The sequence below is a fragment of the Paenibacillus tritici genome (genome assembly GCF_013204885.1).
GTDB lineage: Bacteria > Bacillota > Bacilli > Paenibacillales > Paenibacillaceae > Paenibacillus_AQ > Paenibacillus_AQ tritici.
Map to the genome: position 1 here is coordinate 140769 of NZ_JABMKX010000007.1, position 21209 is coordinate 161977.

At 52.7% G+C, this 21209-nt stretch carries 19 protein-coding genes and 1 riboswitch; of the genes, 10 read left to right on the forward strand and 9 right to left on the reverse strand.

Translation table 11 applies throughout. The features are described from left to right. Positions 1–59: 59 nt before the first annotated feature. Together HQN87_RS14050 and hprK are read right to left on the reverse strand one after the other, a co-directional pair. Entirely contained in the window at positions 60–344 is a 285-nt protein-coding gene (locus HQN87_RS14050) for an alpha/beta-type small acid-soluble spore protein (protein ID WP_173134123.1), read from the reverse strand. Between the two features lie 61 nt (positions 345–405). Continuing rightward, positions 406–1323, reverse strand: coding sequence for an HPr(Ser) kinase/phosphatase (gene hprK, locus HQN87_RS14055; RefSeq protein ID WP_173134126.1), 918 nt, complete (start codon positions 1321–1323; stop codon positions 406–408). A gap of 148 nt (positions 1324–1471) precedes the next feature. Here hprK and HQN87_RS14060 point away from each other — a divergent pair, with 148 nt between their 5' ends. The 3 genes from HQN87_RS14060 to HQN87_RS14070 all read left to right on the forward strand — a co-directional run bounded on the left by HQN87_RS14060 (position 1472) and on the right by HQN87_RS14070 (position 5307). Then, positions 1472–3133, forward strand: a complete 1662-nt coding sequence (locus tag HQN87_RS14060; protein ID WP_173134141.1) for a histidine kinase N-terminal 7TM domain-containing diguanylate cyclase — start codon at positions 1472–1474, stop codon at positions 3131–3133. Between the two features lie 89 nt (positions 3134–3222). Next, on the forward strand, positions 3223–4152 hold the full coding sequence (locus HQN87_RS14065; protein WP_173134144.1) for a phosphotransferase enzyme family protein: 930 nt from the start codon (positions 3223–3225) through the stop codon (positions 4150–4152). A 123-nt stretch (positions 4153–4275) separates the two neighbouring features. Continuing rightward, positions 4276–5307 carry an S-layer homology domain-containing protein gene (locus tag HQN87_RS14070; protein ID WP_173134147.1) on the forward strand — a complete coding sequence of 344 codons (1032 nt, stop codon included), beginning with the start codon at positions 4276–4278 and terminating at the stop codon, positions 5305–5307. A gap of 61 nt (positions 5308–5368) precedes the next feature. On the opposite strand, the gene HQN87_RS14075 is transcribed toward HQN87_RS14070, so the two are convergent. Next, a complete protein-coding gene (locus HQN87_RS14075; protein ID WP_173134150.1) occupies positions 5369–5875 on the reverse strand; it encodes a GNAT family N-acetyltransferase in 507 nt (168 codons plus the stop codon). Between the two features lie 131 nt (positions 5876–6006). On the opposite strand from HQN87_RS14075, the gene HQN87_RS14080 reads away from it, so the two are divergent. Further along, positions 6007–6375 carry a DUF1304 domain-containing protein gene (locus tag HQN87_RS14080; RefSeq protein WP_173134153.1) on the forward strand — a complete coding sequence of 123 codons (369 nt, stop codon included), beginning with the start codon at positions 6007–6009 and terminating at the stop codon, positions 6373–6375. Between the two features lie 42 nt (positions 6376–6417). Here the strand turns inward: HQN87_RS14080 and HQN87_RS14085 are convergent, their stop codons facing one another. Further along, complete coding sequence (locus HQN87_RS14085; protein ID WP_173134156.1) at positions 6418–7239, reverse strand: methyl-accepting chemotaxis protein; 822 nt, start codon at positions 7237–7239, stop codon at positions 6418–6420. Between the two features lie 202 nt (positions 7240–7441). On the opposite strand from HQN87_RS14085, the gene HQN87_RS14090 reads away from it, so the two are divergent. Continuing rightward, positions 7442–8149, forward strand: a complete 708-nt coding sequence (locus HQN87_RS14090; RefSeq protein ID WP_173134158.1) for a DUF4386 domain-containing protein — start codon at positions 7442–7444, stop codon at positions 8147–8149. On the opposite strand, the gene HQN87_RS14095 is transcribed toward HQN87_RS14090, so the two are convergent. The 3 genes from HQN87_RS14095 to HQN87_RS14105 are packed head-to-tail and all read right to left on the reverse strand — an operon-like array spanning position 8106 to position 11107. Beyond that, complete coding sequence (locus HQN87_RS14095; RefSeq protein WP_173134161.1) at positions 8106–8702, reverse strand: Crp/Fnr family transcriptional regulator; 597 nt, start codon at positions 8700–8702, stop codon at positions 8106–8108. The two genes, HQN87_RS14090 and HQN87_RS14095, sit on opposite strands and share 44 nt — an antisense overlap. Before the next feature lie 46 nt (positions 8703–8748). Then, entirely contained in the window at positions 8749–9696 is a 948-nt protein-coding gene (locus HQN87_RS14100; RefSeq protein WP_173134163.1) for a helix-turn-helix transcriptional regulator, read from the reverse strand. Between the two features lie 34 nt (positions 9697–9730). Further along, positions 9731–11107, reverse strand: a complete 1377-nt coding sequence (locus tag HQN87_RS14105) for an amino acid permease (RefSeq protein WP_173134166.1) — start codon at positions 11105–11107, stop codon at positions 9731–9733. A gap of 145 nt (positions 11108–11252) precedes the next feature. Continuing rightward, positions 11253–11332, reverse strand: a riboswitch (glycine riboswitch). Between the two features lie 252 nt (positions 11333–11584). On the opposite strand from HQN87_RS14105, the gene HQN87_RS14110 reads away from it, so the two are divergent. From HQN87_RS14110 to HQN87_RS14130, 5 genes are all read left to right on the forward strand, one after another. Continuing rightward, positions 11585–12562, forward strand: a complete 978-nt coding sequence (locus HQN87_RS14110) for an ABC transporter permease (RefSeq protein ID WP_173134168.1) — start codon at positions 11585–11587, stop codon at positions 12560–12562. Between the two features lie 14 nt (positions 12563–12576). Further along, positions 12577–13491: a carbohydrate ABC transporter permease gene (locus tag HQN87_RS14115; RefSeq protein ID WP_173134171.1), complete on the forward strand. Its 915-nt coding sequence runs from the start codon at positions 12577–12579 to the stop codon at positions 13489–13491. Positions 13492–13561: 70 nt separating this feature from the next. After that, entirely contained in the window at positions 13562–15157 is a 1596-nt protein-coding gene (locus HQN87_RS14120; RefSeq protein ID WP_173134173.1) for an ABC transporter substrate-binding protein, read from the forward strand. Between the two features lie 112 nt (positions 15158–15269). Then, positions 15270–16982, forward strand: coding sequence for a sensor histidine kinase (locus tag HQN87_RS32330; RefSeq protein ID WP_173134176.1), 1713 nt, complete (start codon positions 15270–15272; stop codon positions 16980–16982). 7 nt (positions 16983–16989) lie between these two features. Beyond that, a complete protein-coding gene (locus HQN87_RS14130) occupies positions 16990–18615 on the forward strand; it encodes a helix-turn-helix domain-containing protein (RefSeq protein ID WP_173134178.1) in 1626 nt (541 codons plus the stop codon). Positions 18616–19049: 434 nt separating this feature from the next. Here the strand turns inward: HQN87_RS14130 and araA are convergent, their stop codons facing one another. Together araA and HQN87_RS14140 are read right to left on the reverse strand one after the other, a co-directional pair. Continuing rightward, entirely contained in the window at positions 19050–20474 is a 1425-nt protein-coding gene (gene araA, locus HQN87_RS14135; RefSeq protein WP_173134180.1) for an L-arabinose isomerase, read from the reverse strand. Between the two features lie 37 nt (positions 20475–20511). After that, positions 20512–21207, reverse strand: a complete 696-nt coding sequence (locus HQN87_RS14140; protein WP_173134182.1) for an L-ribulose-5-phosphate 4-epimerase — start codon at positions 21205–21207, stop codon at positions 20512–20514. Between the last annotated feature and the right edge of the window lie 2 nt (positions 21208–21209).

Sequence of the window (21209 nt, forward strand, 5' to 3'; positions counted from 1 at the left end):
TTCTCCCGTGAATTGGAGAATCATTGCTTTTTTGTGTTCTTTAAATAATTAAAGAAATACTATAAGTTCCCTTTATTCGCCAGCTGCTCCTGTGCCAGGCGAACCATCTCCCGGACCATGGAGCCCCCGATTCTGCCGCCGATCTGTCCTGCCGCTTCCGTCGTCAGATTGCCGTTATTACCTGCCTCCAGCGGAATTCCCATTTCTTTGGCCACTTCGTATTTCACATCATCAGGATGACTCGGATCTACGTGATAGCCTTCCTGTCTCATCACCTCAGCCTTGAAGGTCTGCATTCCCTGGGCTGCTCCCGGCACTGCATATTTTCTGCTTCTTCTCGCCATGAACGGATACCCCTCCCTTGCTGTTTACTCTAAGTTGCCCGGGAGAGCAGTTCTTCATTCCTCAGGACTGCATTCCGTCTTCAATCCGCTTCATGAAATCCTCAACCGCGCTGTACCCGAGCTGCTTGAGATACCAGTTATTCGCGGCAGCTTCAATCAGACCGGCTACATCGCGTCCGGGCTGAAGCTGGACCTCAATATGAGGAATCTGAACACCGAGGTATTCGGTGAACTGGGGCACCAGCTCCAGCTCATTGTTGAGCGAATTCTCCTGCCACGGCGCAAGCTCAATATCAAGCACGATCCGCGTCTCATCCTGGAATGCTCTCCGCCCGTATTGCCGCACTACATTAATCAGGCCAATGCTGCGCAGCGCGAGGAACTCACGCGTGGTCTCATTATGCGTTCCAAGAAGTGTCGCCGGACCCAGCTTCTTAAGCACTACAATATCGTCCGCCACGAAGCGGTGGCCCCTTCGGATGAGGGTATGCGCAGTCTCACTCTTGCCGATGCCCGACTTGCCCCGCAGCAGGATACCGATCCCCGATACGTTCACGCATACCCCATGGATGGACAGCTCCGGGGCCAGCGTCTTCACCAGGAAGCTGTCCAGCTTGGCGATGAACTCGGTGGTCACCTCCGGCGTCCGCAGCAGCGGAATGCCCTCCTGGTCACAGAACAGCGTCAGATAAGGAATCTCCTGCTGCCCGCTGGTCACGATGAAGCACGGCGGGTGGTATTTGACGATGTTTCCGATATGCAGCATGCGCTCCTCTACACTCAGCGTAAGCAGATAGTTGATCTCTTTACGGCCAAGAACCTGCACCCGCTCCATCGGGAAGAAATCAAAGTAACCGACGAACTCCAGACCCGGTCTGTGCGTCCTTGGACGGGTGACGAGACGGTCCATACGGCCGGCTCCGGCAAGCACCTCCAGATGGAATTTCTCCATTAGATTCTGCACGCTGATAGACTTCATGCGGTTCCCTCCCAATCCAATATTTTCCGAAAGATTTAACTAAAAATCTTGTAATCTGCACACGCTAATTATATATTAAAAACAATATATAAGACCTTAGACCCATAAAAATCAATAAATACTATTAAAACCAAGAAGGTGTAATATATTGGCCTTAGCATCGTGGATTGACCTGATCATGTGCTTCATTCTGTTTCTACTGCTTATCTATATCGTTGCTACGGTTAACATTACCAATCTGCACAAAGTCTATTTAGGGTTCCATTTCTCTATGCTGATCTGGCCCTATTGCCAGTTTGCGATCCGGACGGTCGATGATCCTGTCTTTCAGCTCTTTTATGTGAAGCTTGCCTTCGTGGATGCTTCCCTGCTGAGCCTGGGCTGGATCTTCTTCACCATCCTGCTGGCCGGACAATCCCAATTCCTGAATCGAAAAGTAGTGGCCGCCCTGACCGTCCCGGCCTTGCTGTCATCCGTCTTAGTGGTGCTGAATCCTTATGAATGGTTTGTCCTCCCGGTGAACGGGGGATATGCGGAACGCATCTACGGGCCTGTCTTCTGGCTTAGCATGGCCTTTATTATAGTTAATGCCCTCATATCCCTGTATGTCATATACGTGGCCCTGACCTCCAATCAGGCCCAGCGGATCAAGAATCAGATTATGTATATGCTCAGAGGAATTATTGCCGTAGGTGCCTTCATTATGCTCGATGTATTCTTCAATGTGATTCTGGATGATTACCTGCCGGTGATTCCGGGCTTCACTTCACTGGGCATCGTGGTGTCGGCTACTTTTTTTGTAATTACGATCCATCAGGACAAAGTGTTTGATATCGTCACTATCGCCCACCAGGATATTATCAATACCATGGAATACGGGGTTCTCGTGCTGGATGATCAAGAGCAGGTCGTAGAAATTAACCAGGCCCTGCACCCTTATATTACTCTGGATAAAGGTGCAGCGTTCAACATAAGCAGCTATCTGCCTGACGGCCCTGACGAGAAGATTGAACCCTTCCTGCGGAGCTACCGTGATGATCCGCTGGAGACGGCCGGGACTGAAATTCCGTATCCTGTTATTCAAATGTATATCAGCATTCATGCTGCGCCTATCATGGTAAGCGGCATCCGGGTCGGACGGATTGTTACCTTCCAGAATATTACCGAGATCCACCGGCTCATTGATGAGACGAACCATCAGAATACGATTCTTCAGGAACGCAACGCTGCGCTGATCAAAGTGCAGGAGGAGTTGTTCCAGACGAACGCCAAGCTCCGCAAGCTGGCGATTACCGACAGCCTGACCGGCTGCTACAACCGGCATTACCTGATGCAGCAATTGGAGCAGGAGGTGCTGCGGACCGGTAATTCTCTGACACCTTCGACTATTATACTGATCGACATCGACTTTTTCAAAAAAATCAACGATCAGTACGGCCATATGGCCGGCGATGTGGTCATTTGCAGTACGGTGGAGCTTCTGCAGCGCAGTCTGCGGCCCTCCGATATTCTGGCCCGCTACGGCGGAGAGGAATTCATTATCTATCTGCCGGATACGGATGAAGCCGGGGCCCGGCTGCTGGCCGAACAGCTCAAAACCAATGTGGAGCACAACAGCATTAACATTGATTATATTGATGAACCCGTATCCATTACGATCAGCATGGGTCTGCTCAGCATTGATGAATTCAAGGTCCCGCCAGGCATGGATGCTACAACCTACCTGAATGACCTGCTCAAATCTGCGGACAAAGCACTGTATGCCGCGAAGCACCAGGGCCGGAATCAGATTGTGTCGGCGGAGGTATAATTATAACTAATCTTTCTCTATACATCTGTCTTTCTCCCATAGGATAATGAACAGCAGCTGGAGCCATTCATTAAAGGAGACGCTGCTAGATGAACCATGATCATCTTATCCGTGAGATTAACAAATCCTATTTGTTACGTATTGAGCAGATCAAGCTTCACCGGGAAATGATTGGCTCGGTTTATTTTGCAGAGGGCAGGGGTAAGAGTTATGTGCTCAAAATATACCGCAGCTTCAAAACAGCCGATGCCATGCAGTCTCTTCGGATTCTTGACTATTTGCAGGCTCATTCCTTTCCGGCTGTGACGGTCCTGCGGACTGCCAGACACAAGAACCACATTCTTCTTGAAGCTCAGGAGGGCTGGCTTACCGCTGTGCTCTACGACTATGTAGAGGGTGACAATCCTGATGGACTTGCCGAAGCGGAGCTTATTGGTCACCAGACAGCCGAGCTTCATAAGCTAATGCGCAATTACCCTGATGAACCACTGCTTCACCGGACAAAAGATGAATATATTGATGATTATCTCTCTATTATGAGCGAACTGGACTGTGATTCAAATTCCATGGCTGCTCTTGAACAATATGGAAATGAATTGTGGGGCCGTATGTCCAAGCTCCCACAGGGCTTTTGCCACGGAGACCTTCATACAGGCAACATGATTAGGGACTGCCACGGGCAGTATATCTTTATGGATTTTGATGATGCCTCCGGCGACTATCCCGGCATGGACGTGGCATACATGTCAGACGCTACTCATTTTAATCAATATCACGACTTAATGTATGATGATACTCAGCGTTTATTTGAACGTTTCTATACCGGTTATTCTAAGGTGCGAACCCTGAGTGACAATGAGATCTACGCGATTTTCGACTTTATTGCGGTAAGGCATTATCAGATTATATCCCGCATTGTCCGCTGCCAGGGCCTACAGTCTGTATCGAAAGAATTCTGTGATGAGCAGTACGGATGGCTTATGAGATGGCAGGAGATTTGTATGAGAAAACGGCACTAGCCCAATGCGGCCAGTGCTTTTTTATATGATTTCGATTATTTTATTTTTGCTGGAACCTTTTTGACTAAGCCGCCGTCTATGATCACAAATAAACCACAAACTACTCTTTCGAGGTGACTTGACATGAAGAATACATTCAAGATGATAACCCTATCCGCAGCCGCCGCTCTGGCGCTCAGCTTCACAGGACAACAATTCGCCTCGGCCGCAGCCTTCAAGGATATCCATAACGTGCAGGATAAAGACAAGATTATCGCGCTTCAGAACAGCGGCCTGATTAAAGGCATCAGCGCGGATCTGTTCGGCCCGAACCTCAGCATCACAGCCGCCCAGGGGGTGCAGATGATCGTGAGTGCGCTTGATCTGAATCTGGATACGATCCGGTTCGTGAAGGAGCCGCATGCCACCGACTATTTCAAGAACGCGAGTGACTCCGCCTGGTATGCACAGGCGCTGATTATTGCCGGTGTGCACGGCTTGGACCTGCCAGCGGATCTGAAGCCTGGTGAGAAGCTGACCCGCGAAGAATTTACCTACCAGCTCATTGATGCGATGGAGAACACGAACCACTTGCCGATGATTAAGCCAGTAGTGATGGAGTATGCCGACCAGGATCAGGTGAAGGTAGACTACTCCGGTGCCCTTCAGCGTGCGCTGAACTATGGTGTCCTGAAGCTGGATGGCAGCGGCAAGCTTAACCCGAAACAGGAGATCACCCGTGCGGAAGCGGCAGTAGCCATCAGCAATGCACTGGCTTATCTGAAGGCACATCCGGCACCCGGTGCGGTGAGCGGGACGATTACCGCAACCGAAGCCGTCCAGTTCATCAAGGACGCTGCTGGACCTGAGGTGAATCTTCAGATCAAAATTGATCCGAATATGAGCGTAACCCGCGAATCGTTCACCTATCTGCTGATTAATACGCTCCAGACCAGCGGCCAACTGCCGATGATCAAGCTGATCCCGGTGGAGATCAAGGATAATGACAAGATCAATACCCTGAACTCGGGAGCCATTCAGACCGCGCTTGCCCTTAAGATCGTGAAGCTGGATCAAGACGGAAGCTTCCGTCCGCAGGACGGTGTCACCAGTGCTGACGCAGCGGCAATGGTCAGCCAGGTGAAGGCCATCCTGAGCGGAAAGTCTGCGAAGTAAGCAACCGCCCCTTCATCTTTGCCCCTTCTGCCGAAAAGGCGGGAGGGGCTTTTGCTGTATTTTACAGCATCAGCACCATCAGATCCTCGTCCAGATACTCGCTGCCAAGCTTCATCGCCTTCGGCTCTGTGCCGTAGCGGATGAATCCCAGGGATTCGTAGAGTCTTTTTGCCGGAACGTTATTGGAGGTTACGGTCAGCGTCAGCAGCTCCAGCCCCGGTGCGGCCTTCGCCCTGGCAATCAGCTCCAGCATCAGCGCGCTGCCCACGCCATGTTTACGGGCATCCGGATCTACATATACTGCATAGACATGAGCTTTGTGCTGAATCTTGGGCCTGCTCTCCCGGAACAAGGTAGCCATTCCCACCAGCCTCTGCTCCCCGTCCAAGAAGGCACCCAGGGTGAAATGTTCGTCCGAGGAGTCCAGCTTGATTCGGGTCGTCTCGGTGGACAATTTCACTTCCGATTCATAGGAGCTTAGAAAAGCCTCAGGGTGCTGCTGCAGCGACTGCAAACGAAGCGCCCGGTAGCTTTCGGCGTCCGAGGGGGCCAGTGTTCTGATGTACATTTCCTTCCTCCCTTACAATATGGATGCAATAAATTGACAAAAGGCAAATACTTGGTTATATTTAGGTTTGTAAAATTATATTTTGCGCAATGTAAATTCCTATTCCTATCACTTGAAAAGAGGGACTCGTTATGATGACTGTAAGTTTAATTCTTGTAGCCTTAGTAGCACTAGAGCATGTGTACATACTTGTACTGGAGATGTTTCTGTGGACCACCCCGAGAGCACAGAAGGCATTCGGAACCTCCCCTGCCTTCTCCCGGGAGACGAAGTCGCTTGCTGCCAACCAGGGCTTGTATAACGGCTTCCTGGCAGCCGGTCTAATCTGGGGCCTGCTGCATCCGAGCGCGGACTTCGGGTACCAGCTGCAATTGTTCTTCCTCATCTGCGTGGCGGTTGCGGCGATCTATGGCGGACTCACCTCCAAAAGATCCATTCTGCTGATGCAAGGCCTCCCGGCCTTCCTGGCGCTGGCGGCCACACTGATCGCACATCTGTAAGATTCGCGGGCCTATGCAGGCAGCTTCCTCTCTGCTCCAGCTTCACAGCTTCTGCGCGAACTGGTTCAACTGCTCGGACATTGCCCGGATCTCCTCAATGAAGCTGGACATCTCTTGCGTTGAAGCTGCCTGCTCTTGCCCCACTGAGGCAATCTGACCGATGGATTGGCCGATTCCCTTCATCGCTGTCTGGATCTCCCGCAGGGTGTCCCGTATCCGCTGCGCGGATTGCTCGTTCTCCTGTGAGAACTTGCGGATTTCTCTGGCGACAATGTCGAAGCCCCGGCCCTTCTCTCCGGCATGGGCGGCCTCAATGGCCGCATTAATTCCAAGCAGGTGCGTCTGGTCGGCAACCTTCCTCAGGACGGCCAGCACTTCATCGCTTTTTTGGATACTTGCAGCAGTGGTCTCTGACTGGGCCAGCAGCTTCTGTGAGAAGTCGGCCAACTGGTTAGACCCGCCCGCTACCTGCACGATCCGCGCATTAGCCTGATTCAGGGACAGTGTCATCCGGTCGGCAATTTCCCGCAGCTCGGTCTGTCTGCGCACCTGAATGCAGATCGCCCCGCAGACACGTTCATCCTCTCCATGTACCGGAAGGACCGTACCCACAAATTCGTATCCATAATACTCTTTGGGAACATTGGCCCTTGAGTATTCATCATTTTTCAGCGCATGATACAGAGGTTCGTCTGCGTGAATAATCTGCCCGGCGCTAATCCCCAGATCAATGGAATCCCCAGGGTAATAGACGAGAAACTTCTCAGTGTCACAGACCGCAACCGACAGATCATAAGGAAAAGCAGCTTTCAGGATGGGTGCCAGATTCACTATATCTTCAAGGGAGCGTACGATGTTTTTCATAGGTGCGGGTCTCCTTTTATTCAGTTAGCTTCATTGCTCAGCAATATCCTAAACTAAGGTTCGACATTTTTTGATTACTACCCTTTATTCAATTCTTAATATTTAAAATTAAACATTCCCCTCTTATCTTAAGTCAATGTTCCCCTGCCCGCTGCTGCGTACAATATAACCACAATCATTAATCAATCAGGGGGTTATGCTGATGTCAGCAACAGTGGCACGTACCGGGGGAATCTCACTCATTGTAATGGCAATTGCCGCCGCATTCTCGTATGGATATATTCATGGAAGTGTTGTGGTGAATGGGGATGCCGCCGCTACCTTCGCCCGTCTTCAGTCCTCTCCTTCGCTGTTCAGGGCCGAAATCCTCGGGTGGATCGTAATCATCGCCTGTGACGTCGTGGCTGCCTGGGCCTTATATCAGGTTCTGAGGCCTGTACATCCGGCTCTATCCCTGCTGGGGGCCTGGCTGCGCCTGGCTTATACGGCGGTATTGGGGGTGGCTGTGTCGAGTCTGATCGTGGTTTCCCTGCTTACAGGAGGAAGTGCACCGGAACTCTCCGGCTTCACCAAAGGACAACTACAGGGGGAGGTTATGCTTGCTCTTCAGGGATTCGAGGCGGTATGGTCGGCGGGTCTGATTCTATTCGGCGGGCATCTGCTCGTGGTAGGATTACTTGCGGTTCGGGCGGAGAATATTCCGAAGCCCCTCAGTGTACTGCTGCTGCTGGCAGGCTTCGGTTATATGGCACTGCATCTGTGCAGCTTACTCGTGCCAGAATATACGGGGTTCATCCAGATGGTGAAGTGGATATTTATACTGCCGATGACCGCCGGGGAGCTGGGACTCGGGATATGGCTGCTGTTCAGAATTCCAGCTCCGCCCGCTCACGCTGCAGCCGCTTCTTAATCCGGCTTAGGGACTCCGGGGTCATGCCGAGATAGCTGGCCAGCTGATGCTGGGGGACGCGGCTGATCAATCCGGGTCTTGTCTGCATCAGTGTCTTCAGACGGTCTTCGGGGGAAGAGGCTACAAAAGCAGCGAATTCCTCCTGCATCTGACCGAAGTTCTCCTCGATCATCCGGCGGGTCATCCCCTCCAGCTGCGCATGCTTGGCGTACATGGCCTGCTCCATATTCAGCGCGCCGACAACAAGTACACAGTCCTCCAGACAGGTCAGGCTGTATTCCGAAGAGGCATCCTCCTTATGCGCATTGAAGATCGCGATGGCCTGCTCCTCTGTATACAAGTTAGAGGTGATGTCGCGGCCTGTAATGTCCACGCTATGCTGCCGCACGCAGCCTTGTAACACGAAATAGCACTTCCCGGGAACCTCCCCCTGCCTGAGCAGAATGGTTCCTTTGCTGTATTCCTCAACCAGAATCTCATCCAGTATGGCCTGCTGCTCCGCTTCACTGAGAGAGGTCAGGCGGGTCATATATTGGCGTAACCGGTGCTTCATGTTCGTAACTCCTCACAATGAATTCTTCCCTGGTCACTACGTGATGTCAGTATCGGCTGAATATCCTCGCAGCTTCATCCCGCACCCGGTTCCGCAGGGCTTCAGGCTCCAGCACAACAGCATCTGCCCCCCAGCCGAGTACCCATTGCAGCAGATCCTCGGGGTGACGCACGCGAAAGGTCATAAGCCTTCCGGCAGCCTGGTCCTCCACTGCCTCCAGATAAAAGTTACCCGATTCAGCCGCCTTGCCCGCGATCTCCGGCTGAACCAAAATGCGCACGCGTACATGGCGGTCATCCTCCGGCTGGTACTCGTGCAGATCGAAATCCGCAGGCGCCTGAAACCGGTCATCCAGAACGATAAGCTCGCTCATTCTGGATAACCGGAAATGACGGATCTCCTGCCGCAGCCCGCACCAGGCGACCAGGGTCCAGGCGCCTCTGTTCAGGACTAGTCCATACGGCGAGGCCGTTCGGACACTCCGGTGACTTCCATCAGCTTCCTGTCTGCCCTTCGTATACCCGAAGCTGATCTTCCGCTGCTCCAGAATCGCGCGGCGGATCTGCTCCATGTACTCCTTCTCCTGTCCTTGCAGCTTATCTTTACTGGTATTCAGCAGCAGGATGCTCTGGCGGAGCCGGGAGGCATTCTCCTTGACATCCTCCGGCAGAATCGCCTCTATTTTCCTGCCTGCTGCGGAGGCCTGGGTCCCGTAATGAGCGTCGAACCGTTGTTCAATGAAGTCCGTCCCAATCAGCAGGGTCACCGCTTCCTCGGCAGTGAAGCTGACCGGGGGCAGGAAATACCCCTTCACTAATGAATATCCCTGACCCGTCGCCCCTATCACCGGCACTCCGGCTTCACTGAGAGCCTGAATATCCCGGTAGATCGTCCTTACGCTCGTCTCGAAGGCTGCCGCCAAATCCTCTGCCCGTACAACGTCTTTACGCTGCAGCTCCAGTACGATAGCTAACATGCGGTCTGTTTTGTTCATGCGGCTGCTGCTCCCTTGTCATGCTGAAATCAGTTTATGTATTGATTATACTGATTTCCTGTTCCTTTTTCTCCTTTTTGCTCCTCATGGAATACAGGAGGAACAGCAGAATGAACCAGAGCGGGGTGAACAGCAGCGCCGGACGGGTCTCATCCGCGAAGAGCATGATGACAAGAATGGCAGCGAACAGCGCAAGGACGGCATAATTGATCAGCGGGGTGAACGGTGCCTTGAACCGGGATGCGGCATGTAAGTCCGGGCGGTTCTTTTTATACCTGATATGACATACCAGCACAACACCCCATACCCAGATGAAGCAAATGGCGCTGATGGTAGTCACGATCCCGAAGGCCTGACCCGGAATGAGCTTGCTGAGCAGTGCCCCGGCAGAGATCACCAGGGTGGAGATGAACAAGGAATTCGCAGGCACATGGTTCCGGTTCAGCTTGCCAAGCTGAGGGGATGCCTGATTCCTTCTGCTCAGGTTATAGAGAATCCGGCTGGTCGAGAACATTCCGCTGTTGCAGGCAGAAGCCGCCGAGGTTAAGACCACGAAATTGATAATCCCTGCAGCAATCGGAATCCCTACCAGACTGAAGGTTCTCACGAACGGACTTTCAGCCGCGCTAAGCTGGGTCCAGGGGTTAATGCACAGCAGCACGAAGAGCGCGCCTACATAGAAGAAGAGAATCCGCAGAGGGATTTTATTGATGGCTGACGGGATGTTTTTCTCCGGATTAGCTGTTTCGGCCGCCGATACCCCCACCAGCTCCACGCCCACATAAGCGAATACCACCATCTGGAAGGAAAATAAGAAGCCCCTCACCCCGTTCGGAAACACGCCGCCATGCTCCCAGAGATTGCGGACTGTAACCGAGCCTGCATCTGTCTTGAACCCGATCACCAGAAGAATGATCCCCAGGCCGATCAGGGCCAGAATCGTGACCACCTTAATCAGAGCGAACCAGAATTCAAGCTCGCCGAAGCTTTTGACCGTCAGCAGATTGAGGCCCAGCAGAATCATCAGGCAGATGACAGCCGGCACCCACTGCGGGATATCGAACCAATACTGGACGTAGACGCCCACCGCAATCACATCCGCCATCGCCGTCATAATCCAGCAGAACCAGTAGGTCCAGCCCGTAATGAACGCCGCCCGGGGCCCCAGATAGTCCTCAGCAATGTCTGTAAAAGACTGATACCCCGCCTTGGAGAGCAGTAGCTCCCCCAGCGCCCGCATCACAAAAAACACGGCAATTCCCACGATGAGATACGTGAGCATAATGGAAGGCCCGGCCTGCTGAATCGCTTTGCCTGAGCCCAGGAACAACCCTGTGCCAATCGTGCCTCCGATAGCGATAAGCTGAACATGCCGGTTAGCCAGCTCTCTCTTTAATTCTGTCTGTGCCATACCTGTCTCCCCCTTAATATATATGACGCTGTCCTGCCGGTAACACAAAAAGGAGACTGGATGTCATCCAATCTCCCGGTTCCTAAAGAATATCCAAATAAGCTTCTGCCCGGCAGAGGGTTCCTCAGCACGGCAAATACAAATTCGGTACTCTTCTGTCCTTTTGCCTGAGATTGTGAACCCTTCGGCGCTGCAGTTCCCCGCAGTCTCTCCAGAAGCTGCTCCTGCTATAGTGTGATCCATAGCAATCATAGCTTGTGTGATGTATTAAATTGGTGAAGCGTTAATGCGTTCTGATATTCTAACATATTACCGGCAATGTGAGTAATGATCTGTGAAAAAAGTCGCAATGCTCTACAGGAGTTTTGCGGGAACAGGTCATTTTTGAATAAACAGGGTCATTTGCAAGAGAGAATTCCGTTCATCGTCTCTACTATAATAAATTCATCCAGAATAAGCAGAGTGAGGTTAGAACCTATGACAAATCCTAGAACCCAAGCTTTAACCAAGCCGCCCTATACGCAGCCGCAGGGCCGCTTCCGCCGGTTGCTGCTCAATATCGTGAGATACCGGGTGCTGCTGATTATGCTGCTGCCCACCTCGATTATCTTTTTCATCAACTGCTACATTCCGATGTTCGGATTATTCATTGCCTTCAAGAATATCAACTATATTGACGGCATTATGGGCAGCCCCTGGGCGGGACTCGACAACTTCCGGTTCCTCTTCGCCACCTCCGATGCCCTGCGGGTAACCATCAACACCGTCGGGTACAACGTGGTTTTCATTATCTCAGGCCTGATCCTCTCCGTAACCCTGGCCATTGCCATCAATGAGGTTCGCAGCAAGATCGCCTCTAAATTCTTCCAGACCGTGATGATCATGCCGAATTTCTTGTCCATGGTTGTCGTCAGCTTCATTGTGTACGCCTTCCTGCACCCGGAGTACGGCTTCCTGGTCAAGCATATCCTGCCCATGTTCGGCTATTCCTCAGTGAATGCTTATATGCATCCTAATGCGTGGCCTTATATCCTGTGGATCACCAAGATGTGGCATTCGATCGGCATCGGCAGTGTCATCTATCTCGCAGCCATCACCGGCATCAGCGAGGAGCTGTACGAGGCTGCGGTGGTGGACGGCGCCAGCAAATGGCAGCAGATCACCCGGATTACCCTGCCGCTGCTTACGCCGATCATGGTCATTCTGACCATTCTCAACATGGGCGGGATTTTCCGCTCCGACTTCGGGCTGTTCTACCACGTTACGCTGGACTCCGGTGCGCTGCGGTCCACTACGGATGTCATCGACACCTATGTATACCGGGGCTTAATTCAGCTCAATGATCTGGGGATGTCCTCAGCGGCGAACTTTTATCAATCCGTCATCGGCTTCTTCCTTGTCATCGGGGCGAACAGTCTGGCCCGCAAGCTGAACCGCGATACGGCACTTTTCTAGAACGGAGGATCTTAATGACTACTGCAACCCGAACCCGCTCCTATCCCAAAGGCTCCAAGAGTGCCCAGATTGTGCTGAACATCTTCTTCATCGCCTTCAGTCTGGCCTGCATCCTGCCTATTCTGCTCATTGTCGCCATTTCCTTAACCAATGAGAAAACGTTAACGCTGCAAGGGTATAGATTCTGGCCCGAGAAGATTGACCTGACCGCCTACCAATATCTGTTCAATCATTCGCAGACGCTGGTCAAAGCTTATGGAATCAGCCTGACCGTTACGCTGACCGGAACCGTGCTGGCCGTGCTGCTGATTGCCTTATATGCGTATCCGCTCTACCGGAAGGATTTTCCTTTCAAAAAGACGTTTAACTTCTACCTGCTGATTACCATGCTGTTCTCAGGCGGGCTGGTCCCCTTCTACCTGCTGTACGTTAACTATCTGGATCTCAAGGACTCGCTGGTCGCGCTTATTCTGCCCGGCTTGTCCAATGCCTTCTATATCTTCATAACCCGCACCTTCTTCCAGCAGACGATCCCGGAAGAGATGATCGAATCCGGCAAACTGGACGGGGCATCGGAATGGCGGATCTTCTTCCAGCTGGTGCTTCCGATCTCGCTGCCCGTTCTCGCCACCGTTGGCCTGTTCACTACACTGACGTATTGGAACGACTGGTTCAACTCCATGCTCTTCATCAATGACACGGACAAGTTCTCCTTGCAGTATGTCATGATTCAAATGATCCGTCAGGCAGAGTTCTTCAAGAACCAATTGGCGGGCAGCGGAGTAGCCCTGATGGTCCAAGAGTCGGTTCCGACCGAAAGTCTGCGGATGGCCATGGTAGTGGTGTCGATTGGCCCGATCCTGTTCGTCTATCCCTTCTTCCAGAAGTACTTCACCAAAGGCCTTACGATAGGGGCCATCAAAGGGTAACCCGGTCTGACTCTGGCGTAAATGCCGGTTAGAATATATGATCTAATTATCATTGAGGAGGTTCATACAAATGAGAACAACAAGAAGCTCTGGCGCGGTGTTTGCTGCTCTGACCGCCGTGATACTGGGCATTACCGGGTGCGGCGGGGGCAATTCGGGCGCTTCCGCTCCATCCAAGGCAGAATCGACAGCAGCCGCTACCGCCGGAGGCACAGAAGGCAGCAGTAATCCCGATATTTCAACGTTCCGGAAGTTAACCGTTTACACGGTTGGGAATTTCCCGCAGAATGATACCAAGGCGGTTGTGGAAGAGATCAATAAATATCTCAAGGAGAAAATCAACGCCGAGATTGATTTCCAGGGGCTTCCTTGGTCCTCCTGGGCCGAGAAGATGGCGCTGGCTTACCAATCCGGGGAACAGGTGGATCTGACCTTTGCCCCTAACTGGGCGGATTTCGCCAACAACGTAGCCAAAGGCGCATTCCTGCCGCTTGATGATCTGTTAGCCCAATATGGACAAGGCATCAAGGAGACTCTCGATCCCCGCTTCCTCGACGGCGGAACGGTAGACGGCAAAGTATATGCGATCCCCACCAATAAGGAAATTGGCGAGAGCCATACGATTATGTTCCGGAAGGATCTGGTCGATAAATACGGATTCGATGTGAACTCGATCCAGACGCTGGAGGATCTGGAGCCATGGCTGCAGACGATCAAGGAGAAGGAACCGGCCATTGCGCCGATCTGGCTCTCCGGCAGCGGCTCCGATACGCTTGGCTACTTCGACAAAACCAAAGAGAGCATGAAGGAAAACTTCCGTTATGAGCTGGTTGCAGGCGCTCCTGCCGGTATCGTTCTCGATACGAAGACCGATAAGATGATTATCAGCTCGATGGAATCCGACACAGCGATATACCGGATGAAGCTCTACGGCGACTGGTTCAGCAAAGGCTACATCAACAAGGATGCCGCCACTACTAAGACCAGCACTGAAGACGCTTTCAAGGCTGGCAAGACCTGGATGAAGTTCGGTTCGGATAAGCCGGATTCCGACAAGGAAGATTCCATCGCCACCGGCATTGAGCTGGTGAAGCTGAAGGGGAATGAACCTGAGATCAGCACCGCCAGCGTCAGCAACTCCATGATGGCGATCGGACGTACCTCCATTGATCCGGAGCGGACGATGATGCTGCTCAATCTGCTCCATACGGACCCGCACCTGGTTAATCTGATTGACTTCGGCGTGGAAGGACGGCAGTATGTCAAGGTGGAAGGCAAGGACAACTTCATCAAGCTCCCTGACGGCATTGCTACCCGCGCCGATACTGGCTGGGCGCCGGGGATTGAATGGATGTTCGGCAACCAGACCATAACCTACCTGTGGGAAGGCGAAAGTGCCGATAAATGGGAGAAGTTCAAGGCCTATAACGAGAGCGCCCATAAGGTGAAGTCATTCGGCTTCAACTTCAATACGGACCCTGTCAAAACACAGGTATCCGTGGTCAGCAACATTATCAAGGAATTCCGTCCACTGCTTGAAACAGGCAGCCTGGGTGTAGACAAGGTGCTTGAGGAATATAATAAGAAGCTGAAGGCCAACGGAATCGAAGATATCCGTGCCGAGGTTCAGAAGCAATATGATGCCTGGAAAGCTAAACAATCCTAAATAAATAGGCTAAGGGGAAGGACGGCAGACGTCCTTCCCCTTTCCTGCCGCCAGGGCGCAAATGTACCTAAGGGGTGAACGTGAAACTGTGAAATTATCCTTGCGATTCAAAGTGAGCGCACTTGTCCTGCTGCTGGTCACGCCGCTGTTCCTGTTTCTCTCTTACACCAATCTCTATTCCACCAACATTGTCCGGGAGAAAGTTGCGAAATCCGCTTCAGACACCTTAACCCTTCACTTAGGTACACTCGATGAGCTGCTGGAGCAGACCAGCCATTATCTGCTGCGTACGGCGAATGAAAATATGCTGCTGGAGTTATACTCCGACAGCGGCCCGGACAGTGTCAACTATTACCTGTCCATCCGCAAGCTGATGGACCAGTGGTATAGCGATGTCAGCTATTACACTATCATCCGCAGTGTATTCGTATACCATCAAGACCGGGACGAGTTATTCCTCAGCAGCCAGAGAGAGTATTATCAGGAGAAGGAGATGATTACCTCCGGTCTGTCTCCGCGCCTTAAGGCGCCCAATCTTCAGGCTTCCCTGAAGTGGGAGACCGTGACCCTCGGCGGGGAGCCGGTGTTATTCAAGGTGCTGCCGGACAAGAGCGGCCGGCTCCTGATGGGGGTACTGGTCAGCATCGACTCCCTGGCTCAGCCCTTGACCCAACTGGAGTCAACAGCAGGCAGCGGACAGATCGGCATCATCAGCAATGACGGCAAATTGCTATGGGGCGAATTCGCCGGGGAGGATCTTGCCCTCATCCGCAGCCAGCTGGGCAATCCGGACCACCCGGCGGATAAGTCAATCCGGCTGAGCAACGGCAATAATTATCTGCTGATTGACAAGCCTTCACAATATTCCAACCTGAATGTCTTCATTCTGCTGGATGAGAAGTCCATTCTCGACGAGCTGCCGGTCTTCCAGCGAATTATTAAGGTTATTCCCTTCGCCATTATTATCATTATAGGTATCCTGCTGGCGCTGCTCAGCCGGCTTGTGTTCAAGCCTATCCAGCAACTGACCAGCGGGATGCGCATCCTGGGGAAGGGACAGCTGGAATACCGGCTGAAGGAAGGCAACAGCAGGGAGTTCCAGATTATTACCCGGCAGTTCAACCAGATGGCCGAGCAGATCGGCAATCTTAAGATTGATGTGTATGAGGAGCAGATGAAGGTGCAGCAAGCCGAGCTTAAGCATCTTCAGGCGCAGATCAATCCCCATTTTTTCATGAATTCCTTGAATATCGTCTTCCATCTGGTAGAGCTGAAGCAGGATGCCCTGATCAAAAAAATGATTGGACATCTGGTCTCCCATTTCCGGTTCATTATGAGTACCAATAACACCTGGATTCCTCTGCTGAGCGAATTCAATCATATTCAGAACTATATTGAGATTCAAATGGTGATGTATCCGAACAAGCTGGCCTATCACCTACAGCTCCCCGCGGAGCTTGAGCATACCCTGATTCCGCCGCTGTTGGTTCAGCCCTTCGTCGAGAATGCCATCAAGCATGGCTTCATCAATAACACCAAGCCCTTTGAAGTCGGAATCACGGTGAGCGAAGAAGCCGGGGAGAACAGCGATGCCTGCATTGCCATTCAGATCCGGGATTCCGGTCCCGGCTTCTCCAGTCAGCAGCTCGACAAGCTTAATCTGGGCTTATATGAGAAAGAACCTACAGACCGTCATCTGGGAATATGGAACGTATACCGACGCATGCTGATGTTCTATAACAACCGGGCAAGCCTTACCTTCCATAATGCTCCTGACGGGGGAGCTGTTGTGGAGCTAAGACTACCCGTTCAGAGGGAGCTGTGACGTTCGTATGTATAGAGTTCTAATCGTGGATGACCAATATTTCGCCTTGCTCGGTTTGCAGCAGGGGGTGGATTGGAGCGCTTTGAAGGTGGCGGAGGTCTGTCTTGCAGAGAATGTGGATCAGGCGATTGTCACACTGGAGCAGGCGCCCGTAGATCTGCTGATCTGCGATATCGAAATGCCGGGGAGAAACGGTCTGGAGCTGCTGGCCTGGGTGAAGCAATTCGCGCCCGGGACGCTGACGATTATGCTGACTTGCCATGCTGATTTCGAGTATGCGCAGCGCGCCATTTACCATGGGGCCTTCCATTATCTGCTCAAGCCGGTAGACTATGAGGAATTGATGAAGATCTCCCGTGAGGCGCTCGCCGAGATTCACAAACAGCGGGAGCAGCAACAGTTCGAGACACTGATCAAGGAGTACCGGAGACAATGGGAGCATCAGCTGCCCCTTCTGGTGGAACGCTTCTGGCAGGATATTCTCAGCCAGCGGGCTGCCCCTGTGCTGGAATCGCTCACCATTCCGGCGAATACCTATAATCTGGATCTACAGCCGGATGACCGCTACTTCCTCGCCCTGCTTGGCCTGGAGCAATGGAAAGAGAATCTTAGCGCCCGGGACGAGACCATTATGGAATATGCGCTGCGCAATATGGCAGAGGAGCTGCTGCTCAGCGGGCTGGAAGGCACGGTGCTGCAGGATCAGGTGGGCCACAACCTGGCGGTTATTTACGTGAGAGGCGATATGAATGCTGTCCGGCAGACGCTGGAGCAGAACTGCCGGACCTTCCTGGATACCTGCGAGCGGCTGCTGCATTGCTCCTTGTCGGTCTACATCAGTCCGGGTGTATCTCTGCCCGGAATCATGAGTGCCTACACTTATGTCACCGAGCGGGAACAGCGCAATCTGAACCGTTCGCGTCAGGTGTTCGGACCGGACGAGCCTGCTGATGCCAAGGACAAACCGCTGGATGCCCTGCCGCTGGCAGCACCGATGCATTTATTCGGAGAGTGGGCGACCATCCTGGAGCTTGGCGAGCTGGAGGAGCTGGAGCGCCGCGTTACGCTGTGGTTCGTCAATATCGGGGCAGACCGCTGGACGAATGAGCTGCACCGTCAGCTCATCCACGGCATCCTCTTCATTCTCCATACGGTTCTCGCCAAAAAAGGCTTATCTGCACACGACTCTGCGGAGCTGAAGTCGCTGATGGATAAGGAGAATTATCCGAAGCACTCCGCCTCTCTCCAGAACTGGGCGATGGAATGCCTGAGAGCCGCGATGCGCTTATTGCAGACCAGCAATAATGTATCCTCGGCCACAGTCACCAAGATCAGACAGTATATCCGCTCCCGCCTGAGCGAAGAGATCACCCGGGATGAGCTGGCGGGTTATGTGTACCTGAACCCGGCTTATTTGTCCCGGCTGTTCAAGAAGGAGACCGGATTATCCATATCCGATGTGATTATCCAGGAACGGCTGCAGAAGGCCAAGCAACTGCTGGAGGAGACCGAACTCAAGATTACCGACATTGCCGAGCAGGTAGGATACACCAGCCTGGGCAGCTTCTCCAACCTGTTCAAGCGGATGGTCGGCGTAACGCCGCAGCAGTACCGCGCCCGGAATAAGAAGTGACCGCTGCCGGGGGAGGGAACCAAGCACTGACGATTACTGGGGGATACTGTCCCTACGTAGCACCGTATTTCCCCCCGGCTGCACTGTACGCCCCGTCCCGGCAACAAGCAAGTGGAAAAATGTAGCTTAATTCATCGTTTTTTATCTATACTACTTAAATAAGTGGATAAACAGCATCTGCTAATAATACATTTGCCACATTGCAGGAATTTCAGATTATTAAGTGCTGTTTTTCCAACTGCTCTCCCGGCACGGTCCAATCCTTCATAAGCAAGTGTACAAAATCCAGCTATTTCCTCTCAGCCTAGCCTGGCAGTTTGCACTCGTCCACTTCACACCCTATCTCTTCCTGTGCATATACAAAAAGAAAGGAGCGAGCAGGCATACAGCCTACTCGCTCCTTCTTACATGTATGGTGATACTTTATTCTCTAATTACTTGATAATCACGTATTCCAGGCCAACGAGCTTGGCATAGGTAACGATCTGATCGGTAGTCAGGTTAAGCGATACTACGGTGTGGTGACCGCCGCCGTTCTCGATCCAGGCCTTGACCCCGTCCTGGAAGTTAGGCTTCACCTGCCACAGCACACGGGCTACCGGAAGATTCGGAGCCGGAACGGTTGGCTCGAATGCGGTAACTTCGTTGATCAGCAGCTTGTAATGGGTGCCGAAGTCGGCCATGGATACCACGACACCTTCGCCTGCCTTGCCGTCAAATACGAGACGGGCCGGGTCTTCACGGTCGCCAATTCCCAGCGGAGACACGATGATCTTCGGCTGGTTGCTGGCCAGGCTCGGATCAACCTCAAGCATATGAGACTGGAGGATGGCTTCTTGTCCGGCAGCCATCTCATAAGTGTAATCTTCCATGAACCCGGTGTTCAGGTTGTGGCTCATCACCTTCATCAGGCGGTCCAGGGCAGCGGTCTTCCAGTCCCCTTCACCGGCGAAGCCGTAGCCCTGTGCCATCAGACGCTGAACAGCCAGACCCGGAAGCTGCTTCATGCCGTGCAGATCCTCGAAGTTTGAAGTGAAGGCATTGTAGCCGCCTGCATCCAGGAAGCGCTTAAGGGCAATCTCATAGCTCGCTTGAACCTTAACGCTGGCTTCCCATGCTTCTTGGCTGTACGTGCCGTAATCAATGGCATACAGCTCGGTGTATTCCGCGAACAGAGCGTCGATCTCCTCTGGCTTCACTTCGTTCACATAGGCCACCAAATCACCGATTCCGAAGTAATCCACCGTCCAGCCGAACTGGATCTGGGCTTCGACCTTATCGCCTTCGGTAACGCCAACGTTACGCATGTTGTCTCCGAAGCGGGCTACCTTGATATTGAAGCTTTCGTTGTAGGCAACCGCAACATCCATCCATTCTGCAATCTGCTTCTGGACTTCAGCACGTTCCCAGTACCCTACTACTACTTTGTTCTGTTTCTTCAGACGGGCATTGATGAAGCCATATTCACGGTCGCCATGGGCAGCCTGGTTCAGGTTCATGAAGTCCATATCAATCGTAGCCCAAGGAATGCTCTCATTGTACTGGGTAGCCAGGTGCAGCAGCGGCTTCTGCAGCAGCTTCGTTCCGCGAATCCACATTTTGGCCGGGGAGAAGGTGTGCATCCAGGTGATCACACCGGCAACCTCGTCACGATAGTTAACTTCTTTCATAATGGAGGTGATTTTGTCTGCGGTGACGGCCAGCTCCTGCAGCACCAGCGGATAAGGAAGCACCCCGCTGTTATTGAGTGCATCGGTCATCTCCTGCGCATGCGCCTTCACTTCACCGAGTGCTTCTTCCCCGTACAGGTGCTGCGATCCTACTACAAACCAGAATTGCTTGTCGCTTACTGTTGACATATGATTCATCCTCTTCTCTGTTGGATTATATAGTGATTTATTTCTGGCCGTAATACGCGTCCTTGCCGTGCTTGCGCAAATAATGCTTGTCCAGAATCCGCTGCGGCAGCTCCTCGGCGAACGTATTCAGCTGGCGGGCGAAGTGGTTCATCTTGGACACTTCCTCCAGCACGACACTGTTCATGACTGCGGCATGGGCATCCTTGCCCCAGGTGAACGGTGCATGTCCTTTGAGCAGGACGCCGGGAATCGCCATTACATCCAGCCCCCGCTGCTCGAATGTCTCAATGATCACATGCCCGGTCTCCGCTTCATACCCGCGGTCAATCTCTTCCTGGGTCAGGAACCGGGTGCACGGTACAGAACCATAGAAGGTGTCTGCATGTGTCGTGCCCATGACCGGCACATCCAATCCGGCCTGCGCCCAGATCGTCGCCCAGGTGGAATGGGTGTGTACGATGCCGCCGATCTCCGCATAATGCTTGTAGAGTACAGCATGGGTCGCTGTATCCGAGGAAGGCCGCATCTCTCCCTCCACCACATTGCCATCGAAGTCCACAACAACCATATCGCTCGGCTTCATCTTGTCATAGCTGACTCCGCTCGGCTTGATGACGAACAGACTGCTCGCCCGGTCTACCGCGCTCACATTGCCCCAGGTGTATTTGACGAGTCCATGTTTGGGAAGTTCCAGGTTGGCCTCGAATACCTCTTCCTTCAGTTGCTCCAGCATGG

What these genes read in the sequence shown, in the direction of transcription:
- HQN87_RS14085 (WP_173134156.1), bottom strand. Translation starts at nt 7,239, where the DNA reads ATGAAAAACATCGTACGCTCCCTTGAAGATATAGTGAATCTGGCACCC.
- HQN87_RS14095 (WP_173134161.1), bottom strand. Translation starts at nt 8,702, where the DNA reads ATGAAGCACCGGTTACGCCAATATATGACCCGCCTGACCTCTCTCAGT.
- HQN87_RS14065 (WP_173134144.1), top strand. Translation starts at nt 3,223, where the DNA reads ATGAACCATGATCATCTTATCCGTGAGATTAACAAATCCTATTTGTTA.
- HQN87_RS14115 (WP_173134171.1), top strand. Translation starts at nt 12,577, where the DNA reads ATGACTACTGCAACCCGAACCCGCTCCTATCCCAAAGGCTCCAAGAGT.
- HQN87_RS14080 (WP_173134153.1), top strand. Translation starts at nt 6,007, where the DNA reads ATGATGACTGTAAGTTTAATTCTTGTAGCCTTAGTAGCACTAGAGCAT.
- HQN87_RS14050 (WP_173134123.1), bottom strand. Translation starts at nt 344, where the DNA reads ATGGCGAGAAGAAGCAGAAAATATGCAGTGCCGGGAGCAGCCCAGGGA.
- HQN87_RS14105 (WP_173134166.1), bottom strand. Translation starts at nt 11,107, where the DNA reads ATGGCACAGACAGAATTAAAGAGAGAGCTGGCTAACCGGCATGTTCAG.
- HQN87_RS14100 (WP_173134163.1), bottom strand. Translation starts at nt 9,696, where the DNA reads ATGAACAAAACAGACCGCATGTTAGCTATCGTACTGGAGCTGCAGCGT.
- HQN87_RS14130 (WP_173134178.1), top strand. Translation starts at nt 16,990, where the DNA reads ATGTATAGAGTTCTAATCGTGGATGACCAATATTTCGCCTTGCTCGGT.
- araA (WP_173134180.1), bottom strand. Translation starts at nt 20,474, where the DNA reads ATGTCAACAGTAAGCGACAAGCAATTCTGGTTTGTAGTAGGATCGCAG.
- HQN87_RS14090 (WP_173134158.1), top strand. Translation starts at nt 7,442, where the DNA reads ATGTCAGCAACAGTGGCACGTACCGGGGGAATCTCACTCATTGTAATG.
- hprK (WP_173134126.1), bottom strand. Translation starts at nt 1,323, where the DNA reads ATGAAGTCTATCAGCGTGCAGAATCTAATGGAGAAATTCCATCTGGAG.
- HQN87_RS14110 (WP_173134168.1), top strand. Translation starts at nt 11,585, where the DNA reads ATGACAAATCCTAGAACCCAAGCTTTAACCAAGCCGCCCTATACGCAG.
- HQN87_RS14120 (WP_173134173.1), top strand. Translation starts at nt 13,562, where the DNA reads ATGAGAACAACAAGAAGCTCTGGCGCGGTGTTTGCTGCTCTGACCGCC.
- HQN87_RS14075 (WP_173134150.1), bottom strand. Translation starts at nt 5,875, where the DNA reads ATGTACATCAGAACACTGGCCCCCTCGGACGCCGAAAGCTACCGGGCG.
- HQN87_RS14140 (WP_173134182.1), bottom strand. Translation starts at nt 21,207, where the DNA reads ATGCTGGAGCAACTGAAGGAAGAGGTATTCGAGGCCAACCTGGAACTT.
- HQN87_RS14070 (WP_173134147.1), top strand. Translation starts at nt 4,276, where the DNA reads ATGAAGAATACATTCAAGATGATAACCCTATCCGCAGCCGCCGCTCTG.